This window comes from Xenorhabdus siamensis (genome assembly GCF_037996745.1).
GTDB classification, from domain to species: domain Bacteria; phylum Pseudomonadota; class Gammaproteobacteria; order Enterobacterales; family Enterobacteriaceae; genus Xenorhabdus; species Xenorhabdus indica.
The window spans coordinates 115,856-133,144 of sequence record NZ_JBBMXE010000021.1 but is presented as its reverse complement, the minus strand read 5'-3'; the positions used below and the strand labels follow the sequence as shown (position 1 = coordinate 133,144).

Genomic DNA, 17,289 nt, shown 5'->3' with positions numbered 1-17,289 from the left:
ACCATCCGTGGCAACTCCTTCATCAGGCAGTAGCGATATTCTGGTGCCAGAGGCTGTAAACCGTGGTAGAGCCAATCCTTACCTTCTTCCTTACCCAGTGCGTCAATATCCAGCACTGTTTCCCATGCTGGTTTGGCCTTACGGTACTCTTGCAGCGTGGTACGCCGAAGCAGGCCGCGAGGGTTAGCCTGATCCTGCCAGAAGTTATAGTAGTAATCGCCATGCTTATTGACCCACGGGATCCGAGTGTCTTTATTAAGGATATTCAGTACCTGCTGCTCTAACTTACGAAAACCTCCCCCCTGAGTATAACGCGCGATGGTGCGCTGGTTTTCCTGCTTTACCCACCGTTGCGCGGTTTCACCCTGTAGATCTTCCAGCCACAGGAATTCATCGCTGGTGACAACCCCGTTGTCTGCGGCTATTGCAAGACGAATACTGCCGGGCAGGGCCGCCATTGCAAAGACGCCTCCTGCGGTTTGCGCACAGATTTTAATAAACTTGCGTCGATTAGTAACTGGCAAAATCAAGCTCCTTCTAATAGTGAAAAATAAAATAAGCGTTATTTCCAACATATATTTCAGCATGAAGAAAACAGAAACATTTTCTTTACGTGAATAAATAGGGCTTTCAGGCAGCATTATATCTCTAATGTTAACGTTATTTTATTTTTATATTGAGTTTTATGATGTCAAAACACTGAGAATTTCTAGATATTATCGACAGAGCAGAGCTTTGTGTTGTTCATTTTTTCAGCCAAATTAATCTTGATTATATTTTGTCAAGAAATTATCTATATCATTTTTTATTATCATGACTGTATATTTTAGGTGTTAATATCAATGATGGATCATGTCTAAAATGTTTTTTATTAATATAAAATAATATACCGTAAATTATTTTATAATTGTGATCGTTTCATTTTGTCACTAAATTCATTCATGATTTAAAACAGTAACTAAATTTGAAAGTGACAAAATAGGATATGGTTATTTTTTATCAGTGATGATTTTAACTTACTGATTTCATATGAAATAGTTTGTTTTTGATATTAATCATAAGTGTGAAAAATACAGTAATGACTTGTCGAAATTTCCTATCGATATATTCAATCCATCCGTTTTCATTTAGTTGTGTAATTAAGCGCCTATTAATAAAAATTGCGGTAGATCAAAGACGTTTATCTAAGAACAGGGAAAAAATGAAATAACTTCTCCCAATTTATTAAGTGAGCTGTTTATTCCGTTGTGGCGGGGATGACTGCTGCCTGATTTTTGGTTGGCAGATTATTAACCGAAATGGAAAAACTAATACCTGAGAGAAAATGTTTCCTGAGTATATTTCGATACTCGGCGTGCCCGTTCTTATTTTCTCAAAAAATAAAACAAAACAATTGTGATAGTTACCTGACGTAAATAAGCAATTTAAAAACAGCAGATATAACAGTTTTCAAATATCCAATAGATTCGTTGAGGTAGTAAAAAAATGAAAGACAGCATTACCAGCAAGAATAATATTCTTGAAGCTGGGGTAGTGGATATGTCGTCAGAAAAAATGAGTGATGACATATTTACAGAAAAGTTTAATGGCTTATCTGAGACTGAATATTCTCTGTTGCCGGAAATCTGCAACTCCACGGAAACCCCGTATCCTGACCATCTATGTATTCATCAGTTGTTTGAACAACAAGTAGAGAAAACCCCGGCTGCTGTAGCGTTAATTGCCGGGGATCAAATACTGAATTATGCGGAGCTGAATGCTCAGGCTAACAGGTTAGCGGCTCAACTGATTGAACAGGGTATTTGTCCTGGGTGATCATGTAGCGATTCTGTTGGAGCGTTCCATTGAATTGGTGGTAGCTCAGTTAGCTATTCTCAAGTCTGGTGCGGTTTATGTTCCTGTTGACCCGAATGTGCCGGATGAACGGAAAAACTGGCTGATAAGCGATTGCGCCGCCAAATTATTGCTGACTGATATGCAGGCGGCGATCCCGGCCGAATTAGTTGTCCCGCGGCTCCGTCTTCCCAGCGAGACAGAACCGATTCATGAAGAAGAACATCACAATCTTAATTTATTGGGTGTCAGTACCGGGCCTGCGTATATCATGTACACCTCTGGTTCGACTGGTATACCCAAAGGGGTCATTGTGCCTCACCGTGCTGTCGTCCGGTTGGTTATTAATAATGGTTATGCTGACATCGAACCCAATGACCGGATTGCTTTCGCCGCTAATCCGGCTTTCGATGCCAGCACCTTTGAAGTTTGGGCACCATTGCTCAACGGTGCTGCACTGGTGGTTATTGATCATACCACGTTACTGACGCCGCGGGATTTTGTTCAGGCGTTACAGGCGCATCGCATTACGGTCCTGTGGATGAGTGTCGGGCTGTTTAACCGGCTGGCGGAGGAGTTATCCCCGGTGCAGCCTCAACTTAAAATGCTGCTGGTTGGGGGAGATGTCCTCGATCCGCATGTCATTGCTCAAGTACTGCGTAAAAACCCGCCACAAAAGCTATTGAATGTCTACGGTCCGAGTGAGGGAACCACATTTACCACGACCTACCATATTCACACGTTAGCATCGGGTACGACGACTATTCCTATTGGCCGACCCATTGCCAACACCCGGATTTATTTACTGGATGCTGATGGTCAGCCGGTGCCATTGGGGATGATCGGTGAGATTTATATCGGGGGTGACGGAGTGGCCTGCGGTTATCTCAATCGTCCTGAATTGACCGCTGAGCGCTTTCTCACAGATCCATTTAGCGATAAACCGAATGCGCGTATGTACCGAACCGGGGATTTGGCCCGCTATCTGCCGGACGGCAATCTGGAATTCTTGGGCCGTAACGACCAGCAGGTGAAAATCCGCGGATTCCGAATTGAACCGGGGGAAATTGAAGCTCGGCTGGTGGAATATCCGGCGATACGTGAAGCTGTGGTGCTGGCGTTAGGCGAGGGGCAGGACAAACAACTGGTTGCCTATGTGCTGACCCAAGAGAATGACGGATTAGCTGCTCGTCTGCGTGAACACCTGAGTACGCTATTGCCGGATTATATGATACCGGTGGCTTTTGTGCGTCTGGATGAATTCCCATTAACACCGAATGGTAAATTGGATCGCCGGGCGTTGCCAGCACCGGGGGAAGACGCCTTCGCCCGTCAGGTTTATGAAGCACCGTTAGGGGAGATGGAGATTATTCTGGCGACCCTTTGGAGTGAATTACTGGGTATTGAGCGTATTAGCCGACATGACAGTTTCTTTGCGTTGGGTGGCCATTCTTTGCTTGGCGTACGGATGATTGAACGCCTGCACAATCTGGGATTGACACTGACCGCCTGTAATCTGTTCCAGTGTCCGGTATTGTCAGAACTGGCCCAGACATTGGATCAACATCAAGTTGTAGTAATACCGCCGAATGTCATTACCCCAGAGACCACTGTGCTGACACCAGCAATGTTGCCCCTGATTGATCTGACCCAGTCCGAGATTGACCACATTGTTGAACAGGTGCCGGGCGGGATTACCAATATTCAGGATATCTATGCTCTGTCGCCATTACAGGACGGTATTTTGTTCCATCATCTGTTGGCAAAGGAAAGTGATCCCTATCTGCTAACCTATCCGATGATTTTTGCTGATCGGGCACTGATGGAGCGCTATCTGGCGGCAGTGCAACAGGTGGTTGATCGCCATGATATCCTGCGAACCTCATTTATCTGGCAGGGATTATCTGCACCGGCACAGGTGGTCTGGCGTCAAGTGCCTTTATCGGTCATGGAACTAACCCTGGACCCGGCTAATGGACCAGTGAGTGAGCAATTGGCTCATCGTTTTGACCCGCGTCAGTATCGTATTGATCTGAGTCAGGCTCCGTTATTGCGCTTTGTAGTGGCGCAGGAAACCGATGGCCGTTGGCATGTACTGCAATTGCAGCATCACCTGATTGGTGACCATACAACAATGGAAGTCATGCACCGTGAAGTGCAGATCTGCCTTGCCGAACAGAATGACAACTTGCCGATACCGATGCCTTTTCGCAATCTGGTGGCGCAGGCCCGGTTGAATGTCAATCAGGCAGAACATACCCGCTTCTTTACCAATATGCTGGCTGATGTGGATGAGCCAACGCTGCCGTTTGGCCTAGCCGAAGTGCATCGTGATGGTTCGCATGTCACACAATCGCACCGAATGTTATCGCCGGAGTTAAACGACCGCCTTCGTCAGCAGGCAAAACGCCTGGGCGTCAGTGTGGCAACATTGTGTCATCTGGCCTGGGCGCAGGTATTGTCGCAAACCAGTGGTCAGGAAAAAGTGGTGTTTGGCACGGTATTGTTTGGGCGCATGGCGGCAGGAGAAGGGGCTGACAGCGGCATGGGGCTGTTTATCAATACGTTGCCGTTGCGGCTGGACATGGATAACACGCCAGTACACGACAGTGTACGGTTGGCACAATCCCGGCTGGCAGGATTGCTGGATTATGAACATGCTTCACTGGCGCTGGCCCAACGTTGCAGTGGGGTAGCGGGCGGCACGTCACTGTTTAGTGCCCTGTTGAACTACCGGCATAATGAGCAACCGCTGATCCCATATGAGGTTGTACCGGGTATCGAATTCCTGGGTGAACAAGAACGAACCAACTATCCGTTTGTACTGTCGGTGGAGGACGGGGAGCTACTCTGGGGCTGACCGCACAGGTAGTACAGCCGTTTGAGCCGGATCGGGTATGTGGTTATATGCAACAGGCGCTGGCAAGTCTGGTCGAAGCGCTGGAGCGGGCACCGGAAACACCGATACGGGCACTGAACATTTTGCCTGAAGCGGAACGTACATTATTACTGGAAACCTGGAACGCGACTGAAACACCGTATCCTGAGCAGTTATGCATTCATCAGTTGATTGAACAGCAGGTAGAAAAAACGCCTGACGCTACAGCATTAGTGTATGAAGGAAAAACCCTTAACTATGCCAAATTGAATGCTGATGCTAACCGGCTGGCTCATCAACTGATTGCACTGGGAATCGAGCCGGATCAGCGGGTAGCGATTTGCATGGCAAGCACACCGGCGCGGGTGGTGGGTTTGTTGGCGGTGCTGAAAGCCGGTGGTGCCTATGTGCCGCTGGACCCAGCTTATCCCGGAGAACGTCTGGCCCATATCCTGAATGATGCTGCCCCCTCAATAATATTGGCTGATGAGACTGGACAGGTAGCGTTGGGCGAGGAGGCGCTTGTCGGTTTGACTCTGCTTGATCCGAATACCTTGCCTTATCAAACGGATCCTAATCAAAAGGATAACAACCCGCAGGTATCGGCGCTGACTTCCCGTCATTTGGCCTATGTAATTTATACCTCTGGTTCTACCGGCGTGCCCAAAGGGGTGATGGTGGAACATCGTGGGTTGGTCAATCTTATTTGGGATAAAATTGTCCAGTTTGGTATTCATTCCGGTAATCGGATGTTGCAGTTCGCTTCATTTGGTTTCGATGCCAGTGTCTGGGAAATTATGATGACATTAAGCAGTGGCGCCAGCCTGGCTATTCCTGACGATACGGTTCGTCAGGATCCGTGCCGCCTCTGGCATTATCTGGAAGAGCAAGCGGTGACGCACGCTTGTTTAACTCCGGCTCTGCTACGGGATGGGGCTGATTTACCGGCGCTGACGATAAAGCCGACCGTGATATTGGGTGGCGAAGCGCCCAGTCCAGCGCTACTCCAGACATTAAACCGGCAGGCCACGCTGTTTAATGCCTATGGCCCGACAGAAATTACCGTGTGTGCCACCCACTGGCGTTGTCCGTTAAACTATACTGAGGCATTAGTGCCTATTGGGCGTCCGACGGCGAATACCCGAATTTATCTGCTGGATGACTACGGTCAGCCAGTACCATTGGGGGCAGTGGGGGAGCTGTATATTGGTGGTGTCGGTGTGACACGCGGCTATCTCAATCTTCCTGACCTGACTGACGAGCGTTTTCTGGCCGACCCGTTTAGTGATGCAATTGATGCGAGAATGTATCGTACCGGAGATTTGGCCCGTTATTTGCCGGATGGCAATCTAGTGTTTGTTGGCCGTAATGACCAGCAGGTGAAAATCCGTGGTTTTCGGATTGAACCGGGGGAAATCGAAGCGCGGTTGACAGAATATCCTACGGTGCGCGAAGCGTGTGTGCTGGCGCTGGGTGACGGGCAGGACAAACGTTTGCTCGCCTACATCGTGGCGGAAGAAGACAACGGACTGGCTGCCCGTTTGCGTGAACATCTGAGTGCTATTTTGCCTGATTATATGGTGCCGGCAGCTTTTGTGCGTCTGGACGCTTTCCCGCTGACGCCAAACGGCAAACTGGATCGTCGGGCGTTGCCGGAGCCGGAGCAAAATGCTTTTGCCCGACAAGCTTACGCAGCACCACAAGGGGAGACAGAAACTGCATTAGCGGCTATCTGGAGTGAATTATTAGGCATTGAGCAGATCAGCCGGTATGACAACTTCTTTGCGTTGGGTGGTCATTCACTGTTAGCGGTACGGGTCATGAATCGTATCGCTGCTTTCGGTGTTGAACTACCGCTGGTTGCCTTATTTACATCACCGTCACTTGCGGCCTTTGCGGAGAGGATCAACGCCCAACGCAATGAGGGAAGGAATAGATTGTCTGAGATTATTCCCATACCCCGTGATAGTGCTTTACCGTTGTCATTCGCTCAACAACGTTTGTGGTTCCTGGCGCAGTTTGATGGCGTCAGTGACACCTATCACATTCCGCTGGTACTGCATTTGCGTGGTCAGCTTAATATTACCGTCTGGCAGCAGGCTTTGAATCGTCTATTTGCCCGTCACGAAGCGCTGCGTTCAGTCTTTATCATGGCTGACGGTCAGCCTCAGGTTGAACTGTTGCCAGCGGAGTCTGGTTTGCTGGTGAAACAATACGATCTGCGTAACGAGCCTGAAGTCGATGAGCAACTTAAGCTTCTGTACGCACAGGAAGCAAAAAAGCCGTTTGATCTTGCTCGTGGCCCCTTAATTCGTTGCACGCTGATACAGCAGTCCGATGAGGATTACATTTTCTTGTTGACTCAGCATCACATTGTGTCGGATGGTTGGTCTTTAGGGATATTGAAATCAGAACTGAGCGCCCTTTATTCGGCTTACTTGAATGAACAGCCTGATCCATTGCCCTCGCTGATTATTCAATATCCTGATTATGCCGCTTGGCAGCGTAAGGTATTCTCTGTTGAAGGGTTGCGGGTGCAGAGTGATTACTGGCGCCGTACACTGGCCGATGCCCCGGTATTGCTGGAATTGCCGACAGATCGACCCCGCCCATCCCAACAATCATTTACCGGCGGACAGATACCTGTGCAGATTGATGCCACATTGGTACAGGCTCTGAAACAGTTGGGACAACAACACGGCACCACATTATTTATGACATTGCTGACCGCTTGGGCAGCATTATTGTCACGTCTGTCAGGGCAAGATGATCTGGTGATCGGTATACCGAGTGCCAACCGCAACCGGCGAGAGATCGAGCCGCTGATCGGATTCTTTGTCAATACACTGGCATTGCGCATTGATCTGTCCGGTACACCGGATATGGTCACACTGCTCCGGCGTGTGCGGCAGACGATACTGGGTGCACAGGAGCATCAGGATCTGCCTTTCGAGCAGGTGGTTGAGATCGTACAACCGCCCCGCAGACCGGAACATACCCCGTTATTTCAGGTGATGTTTGCCTGGCAGGAGAGTGACACAGAAGAGTGGCAACTACCGGGATTAGCGGTGACACCAGTCGTACAGGGATACGATATCGCTAAATTCGATCTGCAACTGGAATTGACAGAAAAGGCGGGTAAGGTTGTTGGGGAACTGAATTATTCTTCTGCCCTGTTCGATCCTGAAACAATTGAAAGACAGGTCGGCTATTTGCAGGCCCTATTGCGGGCGATGGTGAACCATCCTCAACAATCAGTCACGACCGTAGATATTTTGTCATCCACTGAGCGGACATTATTGCTGGAAACTTGGAATGCGACTGTAGCGCCGTATCCTGAACAGTTATGTATTCATCAGTTGATTGAACAACAGGTAGAGAGAACCCCATACGCCCTAGCCGTAAAATATGAAAACCAAACGCTCAACTATGCTGAATTGAATGCCCGTGCCAACCGATTAGCGCATCAACTGATTGCATTAGGTGTAATACCAGACCAACCGGTAGCCATTTGTGTGACACGATCACTGGCGAGAATAATGGGATTGCTGGCGGTGTTGAAAGCGGGCGGGGCTTATGTACCATTAGATCCGGCTTATCCGGGTGAACGGCTGGCTTATTTGCTTACTGATGCTGCACCAACTATTTTGCTGGCGGATAATATTGGACGGGCGGCACTGGGTGAAGAAGCACTGAAGACGCTAACTATACTCGATCCAAATACCCTGCCAGATCAACCGGACAGTAACCCGCAGGTTCCTGATCTCACTTCACGGCATCTGGCGTATGTGATCTACACTTCCGGCTCTACTGGCAGACCGAAAGGGGTGATGATTGAACATCAGAGTGTAGTTAACCTGGCGCTGGAACAAATTGCTCAGTTTGATGTTGGCGTAACTAGCCGGATATTGCAGTTTGCCTCATTTGGCTTCGATGCCAGCGTCTGGGAAATCATGGTAGCGTTGAGCAGTGGGGCTATGCTGGTTATTCCGACTGAAACAATCCGGCAAGATCTGCACCGTCTCTGGCATTTCCTGGAAGAACAGGGAATAACACTCGCCTGCATGACACCAGCCATGTTCCACGATGGCGCCGATTTGCCGGAAATATCCATAAAACCCACATTAATGTTTGCAGGAGAAACACCGGCTACCGCCTTGTTTCAGACATTGTGTGGTCGGACAGATTTGTTCAACGCTTATGGCCCGACGGAAAACACTGTTTGCGTCACCATTTGGAATTGCCTATCAGACTATACAGAGGGAGCAATTCCCATCGGTAGACCGACAGTTAACAAACGTATCTATCTGTTAGACAAACACGGTCAGCCGGTGCCGCTAGGCACAGTCGGTGAGTTATATATTGGCGGTGTGGGTGTGGCCCGTGGCTATCTCAATCACCCTGAGCTGACTGCCGAACGTTTCCTGGTAGATCCGTTTAGTGATAACACCGATGCCCGAATGTATCGTACCGGGGACTTAGCCCGTTACCTGCCGGATGGCAATTTGGTGTTTGCCGGTCGTAATGACCAGCAGGTTAAAATCCGTGGCTTCCGTATTGAACCGGGGGAAATCGAAGTGCACCTGACTGAACATCCGTCGGCGAGTGAAGCATTAGTAGTGGCGTTGGGTGACGGTCAGGATAAGCGTTTAGTTGCCTATATAGTGGAAAAGAATGTAGTGGAAAATAATGTGGTGGCTGAAGCGGATAACGGACTGGCCGTCAGTCTGCGTGAACATCTGAGTGCTATTTTACCTGACTATATGATACCGGCGGCTTTTGTGCGTATGGATACTTTTCCGTTGACTCCGAACGGAAAATTGGATCGCCAGGCGTTGCCGGTGCCTGATCAACATGCTTTTGCCCGCCAGGTTTACGAAGCGCCGCAAGGGGAAATTGAGCACGCGCTTGCCACTATCTGGAGTGAATTGCTGGAGGTTGAGCGGATTAGCCGGCACGACAGTTTCTTTGCGCTGGGCGGTCACTCACTGCTTGCTGTACGGATGATTGAACGTTTACGGCGTATGGGGTTGGGCGTATCTATCCAAACACTATTCGAGCATCCGACACTCAGTGTTTTGGCCCAGTCTCTGGCTCAACATTATGAAATCAGAGTACCTGACAACGGCATTACACCGGATATTATTACGCTGACGCCAGAAATGTTGCCGTTGATTGATCTGACCCAACCTGAGATTGACCGCATAGTTGAACAAGTTCCGGGCGGGATTGCCAACATTCAGGATATCTATGCCCTGTCACCACTACAGGATGGTATTTTATTCCACCATTTGCTGGCAAACGAAGGCGATCCTTATCTTTTGATAACCCAACAGGCTTTTGCGGATCGGTCTTTGCTGGACCGTTATCTGGCCGCAGTTCAACAAGTGGTCGATCGCCATGATATTCTGCGTACCGCTTTTATCTGGGAAGGATTATCAACTCCGGCTCAGGTGGTTTGTCGTCAAGTTTCCTTATTTATCACAGAATTGACACTCAATCCGGCTGATGGGTCGATCAGTGACCAACTGGCTCAACGCTTTGATCCGCGCCAGCATCGTATTGACCTGAGTCAGGCCCCATTGTTGCGTTTTGTTATTGCTCAGGATACTGATGGCCGCTGGATCTTACTGCAACTATTGCATCACCTGATTGGCGACCATACCACGCTGGAAGTAATGAACAGGGAAGTTCGGGCGTATCTTACCGGACGGGAAGACAGCTTGCTGGTTTCGACACCTTTCCGTTATCTGGTGGCGCAAGCGCGGTTGGGCACCAGCCAGCCGGAGCATACCCGTTTCTTTACCGATATGCTGGCGGCGGTGGATGAGCCGACGTTGCCGTTCGAATTGACGGAAGTACATCATGACGGCTCGCAGGTAACGGAATCGCACAGAATGCTGACGCCTGCACTGAATAGCCGTCTGCGTAATCAGGCCCAGCGTTTGGGTGTCAGTGTGGCAGCGCTGTGTCATTTAGCCTGGGCGCAGGTGTTGTCGCGTACCAGTGGTCAGAAACAAGTGGTATTTGGCACAGTGTTGTTCGGACGTATGCAGGCTGGCGCAGGCGCCGACAATGGCATGGGGCTGTTTATTAATACCCTGCCGTTACGGTTGGATATAGATGAAACTCCGGTACGAGAGAGTGTACAGGCCGCTCATACCCGATTGGCAGGATTATTAGCGCATGAACATGCATCATTGGCACTGGCCCAACGTTGCAGTGGGGTAGCCAGTGGGACACCGCTGTTTAATGCGTTATTGAATTACCGACATAATACACAGCCAGTCACGCCGGATGAAATCATCAGCGGAATTGAATTCCTTGGGGCACAGGAGCGGACCAATTACCCGTTTGTGTTGTCGGTAGAGGATGGTGGTTCCGATTTGGGACTGACTGCTCAGGTAGTACAACCTTTTGATCCAGAAAGGATATGTGGTTATATGCAGCAGGCTCTGGAGAGCCTGACAGAAGCGCTTGAACAGGCGCCGGAAATGCCAGTACAGATGTTGGAAATTCTGCCAGAAACAGAGCGCACATTGTTGCTGAAAACCTGGAATGCGACCGAAACAACCTATCCTGACCAATTGTGCATTCATCAACTGTTTGAACAACAGGTGGAGAACGCCCCAGATGCTACAGCGTTGGTATATGAAAACCAATCCGTTAGCTATGCGGAATTGAATATCCGTGCTAATCGGCTGGCGTATCGGCTTATCGCGCTGGGTGTCGTGCCGGATCAACGGGTAGCAATTTGTATGGCAAGTTCACCGGCACGGATAGTGGGGCTGTTGGCAATATTGAAAGCGGGGGGGGCTTACGTGCCGCTGGATCCCGCTTATCCGGGTGAGCGGCTGATTCATATTTTGACCGATGCTGCACCCGCGATTTTGTTGGCAGATAATACCGGACGTTCAGCATTAAATGAGCAAATACTTTCGCAGCAAGTTGTTCTTGATCCGAATTCATTGCTTGATCAGCCGGACACCGATCAACCAGATAATAACCCACAAGTCGCTGCATTGACCGCCCGTCATCTGGCTTATGTGATTTACACATCTGGCTCGACGGGTACGCCGAAAGGGGTAATGGTTGAACATTGCGGTCTGGTTAACCTCATTCAGGATAAAATCACCCAGTTCGCTATTTATCCCCATAGCCGGATGTTGCAATTCGCTTCATTTGGTTTCGATGCCAGTGTCTGGGAAATTATGATGACATTAAGCAGTGGCGCCAGCCTGGCTATTCCTGATGATACGGTTCGTCAGGATCCGCGCCGCCTCTGGCATTATCTGGAAGAGCAATCGGTAACTCACGCTTGTTTGACACCCGCTCTGCTGCGGGATGGCGCTGATTTACCGGCGCTGACGATCAAACCAACATTAATACTGGGCGGTGAGGCTCCCAGTGTTGCTTTGCTCCAGGCTCTGAGTGGTCGGGCAACGGTATTCAATGCCTATGGGCCGACAGAAATCACCGTTTGCGCTACCGCCTGGCGTTGTCCATCAGACTATCAGGATGGACTCATTCCTATTGGGCGTCCGACGGCTAACACCTATATTTATCTGCTGGATGCCCTCAGCCAACCTGTGCCTTTGGGAGCGGTGGGGGAGTTGTATATTGGTGGTGCCGGGGTTACACGTGGCTATCTCAACCGTCCAGATCTGACCGCTGAACGTTTCCTGGCTGATCCGTTTAGTGACGCAGCCAATGCATGGATGTACCGAACCGGGGATTTGGTTCGTTACCTGTCAGATGGCAATTTGGTATTTGTTGGCCGCAACGATCAGCAAATTAAAATTCGTGGTTTCCGGATTGAACCGGGGGAAATTGAAGCTCGGCTGACAGAACATGCCGCAGTACGTGAAGCGCAGGTATTGGCATTGGGTGATGGACAGGACAAACGCCTGGTTGCTTATGTGGTGGTAGAAACGGTGGTAGCAGATGCGGATGACGGACTGGTTAACCGTCTGCGTGAACATCTGAGCGCGTCATTGCCTGACTACATGGTACCAGCGGCCTTTGTACGTTTGGACGCATTTCCACTGACACCTAACGGCAAACTGGATCATCGGGCACTACCGATGCCAGGGGAAGAAGCCTTTGCACGCCAGATTTACGCGGCACCACAAGGGGAAACAGAAACCGCCCTCGCCGCGATTTGGCATGACTTACTGGGCGTTGAGCAGATAAGCCGCTATGACAGTTTCTTTGCGTTGGGTGGTCATTCGTTGCTCGCGGTGCGCATGGTCGAACGTTTGCGTAATTTGGGTTTTACACTGGCAGTACGTGACCTGTTCCAATCTCCTGTATTGTCTGAACTTGCTCAAACCTTGAAACTGAATCAGGGCGAATGTGTGCCTGCCAACGTCATTACGTCAGCAACGACGAAGCTGACACCGGAAATGTTACCGTTGATTGATCTGACCCAGTCTGAGATTGACCACATTGTTGAACAGGTGCCGGGCGGAATTACCAACATTCAGGATATCTATGCCCTGTCGCCGTTACAGGACGGCATTCTGTTCCACCATTTATTGGCAAACGAAGGTGACCCGTATTTACTGGCTGGTCGGATGGCTTTTGCTGATCGTCCTCTGTTGGATCGTTATTTGGCTGCGGTTCAACAGGTAATTGACCGTCATGACATCCTGCGTACTGCTTTTATTTGGGAAGGATTATCTGTTCCGGCTCAGGTGGTTTGTCGTCAAGTGCGATTGTCAGTGACTGAATTGACACTAGATCCCATTGATGGACCAGTCAGTGACCAGTTAGCTCAACATTTTGATCCGCGCCGATATCGTATTGACCTGAGTCAGGCGCCGTTGCTGCGTTTTGTCGTGGCACCTGAGACCGATGGCCGCTGGATTGTACTGCAACTGATGCACCATCTGATTGGTGACCATACCGCGTTGGATGTGATGAGCAACGAAATTCAGGTCTATCTTGATGGACAGGAAAACGATCTACCTGAAAATAAGCTACCTGTGCCAGTACCTTTCCGTAATCTGGTGGCACAGGCTCGGCTGGGGATAAGTCAGGAGCAACATATTCGCTTCTTTACTGACATGTTGGCTGAGGTGGATGAGCCGACGTTGCCGTTCGGATTGACAGAAGTTCATCATGATGGCTCGCAAATTACAGAATCGCATCGGATGTTGACCGCAGATCTGAATGAACGTTTACGCAGCCAGGCACGACGTTTGGGCGTTAGCCTGGCTGCCTTGTGTCATCTGGCCTGGGCGCAGGTATTGTCGCGTACCAGCGGGCAGGAAAAAGTGGTATTCGGCACAGTACTGTTCGGGCGTATGGCAGCCGGTGAAGGTGCAGACAATGGCATGGGACTGTTTATCAATACCTTGCCGCTACGGTTGGATATGGATAATACCTCGGTACAGGACAGTGTACAGGTGACACATCGCTGGTTGGCGGGATTGTTGACACATGAACATGCGTCACTGGCGCTGGCTCAACGTTGCAGTGGGGTACAAGGCGGAACCCCACTGTTCAGTACCTTGCTGAACTATCGGCACAACGCATTGCCGACGGCTTCGAATGAAATCATGGACGGTGTTGAATTTCTTGGCGCACAGGAACGAACTAATTATCCGTTTACGCTGTCAGTGGAAGATTTTGGTGAGGCGCTAGGTTTAACCGCGCAAATTGTCCAGCCATTTGATCCGGAGCGGGTATGTGGTTATATGCAACAGGCGCTGGAAAGTTTGGTGGAGGCACTTGAACAGGCCCCAGAAACGCCGGTGCGGATGCTGGAAATCCTGCCTGAGACAGAGAAGAACTTGTTACTGAAAACCTGGAACGCGACTGAAACAGCGTACCCTAGCCAACTGTGCATTCATCAACTGTTTGAACAACAAGTGGAGAAAAACCCTGATGCCACGGCGTTGATCTATGAAGAGCAAGTCTTAAGTTATGCGGAATTGAACGGTTATGCTAACCGACTGGCTCACCAATTAATTGAGCTGGGTGTGCAGGCTGATCAACGGGTAGCGATTTGTGTGGACCGTTCACCATCAAGGATAGCGGGGCTATTGGCAGTACTGAAAGCGGGTGGTGCTTACGTACCACTGGATCCTGCCTATCCGAGTGATCGTCTGGCGTATATGCTGAATGATGCTGCTCCGTTGGTAGTACTGGCGGATAATACAGGGCGTACCGTACTGGGTGAAGACGCACTGACGAGATTAACCGTACTCGACCCCAATAACCTGCCTGACCAGCCAGACAACAACCCGCAGATTCCTGTGTTAACTTCACGTCATCTGGCCTATGTGATTTATACTTCCGGTTCGACTGGTATGCCAAAAGGAGTGATGGTCGAACATCGTGGGTTGGTTAACCTTATCCGAGATAAAATCAATCAGTTTGACATTCATTCCCATAGCCGAATGTTGCAATTCGCTTCATTTGGTTTCGATGCCAGCGTCTGGGAAATTATGATGGCATTGTGTGGTGGTGCCACTCTGGATATTCCTGCCGACACGGTTCGTCAGGATCCGCACCGTTTCTGGCATTATCTGGAAGAACAGACAGTGACTCATGCCTGCCTGACACCGGCTCTGTTGAGAGATGGTGTGGATTTACCGGAGATAAACATAAAGCCAACATTGATACTGGGAGGGGAAGCTCCCAGTGCGGCACTGCTCCAGGCACTGCGTGGCCGGGCCACACTGTTCAATGCTTATGGCCCGACAGAAATCACGGTATGTGCCACCACTTGGCGTTGTCCGGCAGATTATATCGATGTATTAACGCCTATTGGACGTCCAACGGCCAACACCTGTGTTTATCTGCTGGATGCCTGCGGCCAACCAGTTCCATTGGGAGCGGTAGGGGAATTGTATATTGGTGGTGATGGTGTAGCGCGTGGTTATCTCAACCGTCCAGATCTGACCGCTGAACGTTTCCTGGCTGATCCATTTAATCAGACACCGGGTGCACGGATGTACCGAACCGGGGATTTAGCCCGCTACTTACCGGATGGTAACCTGATATTTGTTGGTCGTAACGATCAGCAAGTGAAAATCCGGGGATTCCGTATTGAACCGGGTGAGATAGAAGCTCGGCTGACGGAGTACCCGACAGTGCGTGAAGCTATCGTACTGGCTCTGGGTGATGGGCAGGATAAACGTTTGATCGCTTATGTCGTAGCAGAAGAAGATAACGGATTGGCTGCCCGTTTGCATGAACATCTGAGTGCTATTTTGCCTGATTATATGATACCGGCGGCTTTTGTACGTCTGAACGCATTTCCTCTGACCCCTAACGGTAAACTGGATCGTCGGGCACTGCCGGACCCTGATCAAAATGCTTTTGCTCATCAAGCCTATGAAGCTCCGCAGGGGGAGGCTGAGATCGCATTGGCAGCCATCTGGAGTGAATTGCTGGAGGTTGAGCAAATAGGCCGGTATGACAATTTCTTTGCGTTGGGTGGACACTCACTGCTTGCTATGCGAATGATAAACCTTGCCGCAGATCGTGGTTTGATGTGTACATTGAATAACCTATTCCAATTCCCTGTGCTGGCTGAACTGGTATCAAAAATCACATTAGATCCATTGTCTCAGCCGCAAAGCAGTGCGATACCTGTGCGGTCATCCGGAATGGAACCGCCGTTATTCTTTGTGCCCAGTGGAATGGATGATTACTCCTATGTCTTTGGATTAGCTAAACATATCCAATCAGACTATCCGATTTATGCATTGCCCTGGCCGTCCATCAATGAAGAGCAGGTATCGACTATTGAAGCATTGGCCACCAAAATGATCACCTTTATGAAGGTAGTTCAACCGGAAGGCCGATACCGGATCTACGGTTACTCTTCTGGTGGTGTACTGGCTTATGCCATTGCCCAGCAACTTTTGAATGCCGGTGAGACCGTCGATTTCCTGGGGTTGATTGATACACCTGCCCCTCACTGCTTCAGGCAACAGGTCATTCAACCAAAACTCCAGTTTCTTGCGGAACTGGCAAAACAGTCGGGTGGGGAACATGAAGAGGAAATTGCGGTATTGCATCAGAGAATTGATAAACTGAATTTGGTGCAATTTATTGCCGCGGCGCAGGAACTGGAACTCTACCCAACGAACCTGCGTCCTGACTTGATCGCAAGGCGTTGGGAACAGATGGTAAATTATATGCAAATGGTCAAAAAATATGAACCACAAGCATTGGCGATAACGCTCCACCAATTCTATGCAAGAGAATCTTATCCGCAGATCCCTTTCGTTACGGAAGCCGCATTACCTTCGTTGAGTATGGAACCGTCGTTAGGCTGGAAGCAGGTCGTGCCTGATTCTTTGCTCCAGCTAACATCTATACCGGGCGACCATTTTAGCCTAATGGAGGATAGTAAAAATAAAACCATTTTGGCTAAAACTTTAAGTATGGCATTGGCAATGGATTGTGAAGCGGAGGCTGTGTAATGTCAGTGATATTGCAGGAATAGCAAGCGATTATTGACGGTAATATTGTCCGGTCAAAGATGTTTATCATGGCCGGACATCTCTTCCAAATAGAATTTCTTAACTTAGCCCAAGGCGGACATTACAACTTTGCTG

The 17,289-nt window shown here is 49.6% G+C and carries 3 protein-coding genes and 1 pseudogene; 3 read left to right on the top strand and 1 reads right to left on the bottom strand.

Annotated features, from left to right (window positions below; genetic code table 11):
- A pseudogene (locus tag AAC852_RS19515) lies at window positions 1-458 on the bottom strand (prolyl oligopeptidase family serine peptidase); the annotation flags it as partial.
- 1,027 nt (window positions 459-1,485) lie between these two features.
- Here AAC852_RS19515 and AAC852_RS20205 point away from each other — a divergent pair.
- Genes AAC852_RS20205 through AAC852_RS19510 form a run of 3 tightly spaced genes read left to right on the top strand, consistent with a single transcriptional unit; the run spans window position 1,486 to window position 17,154 of the window.
- Entirely contained in the window at window positions 1,486-1,815 is a 330-nt protein-coding gene (locus AAC852_RS20205) for an AMP-binding protein (protein WP_479715114.1), read from the top strand.
- Entirely contained in the window at window positions 1,790-4,693 is a 2,904-nt protein-coding gene (locus AAC852_RS20200) for an amino acid adenylation domain-containing protein (protein WP_479715113.1), read from the top strand. The genes AAC852_RS20205 and AAC852_RS20200 overlap by 26 nt, the downstream gene beginning before the upstream one ends.
- 47 nt (window positions 4,694-4,740) lie before the next feature.
- The gene (locus AAC852_RS19510) at window positions 4,741-17,154 is read left to right on the top strand and encodes a non-ribosomal peptide synthetase (RefSeq protein WP_479715112.1); all 12,414 of its coding nucleotides are present in this window, start codon (window positions 4,741-4,743) and stop codon (window positions 17,152-17,154) included.
- The last annotated feature ends 135 nt before the right edge of the window (window positions 17,155-17,289 follow it).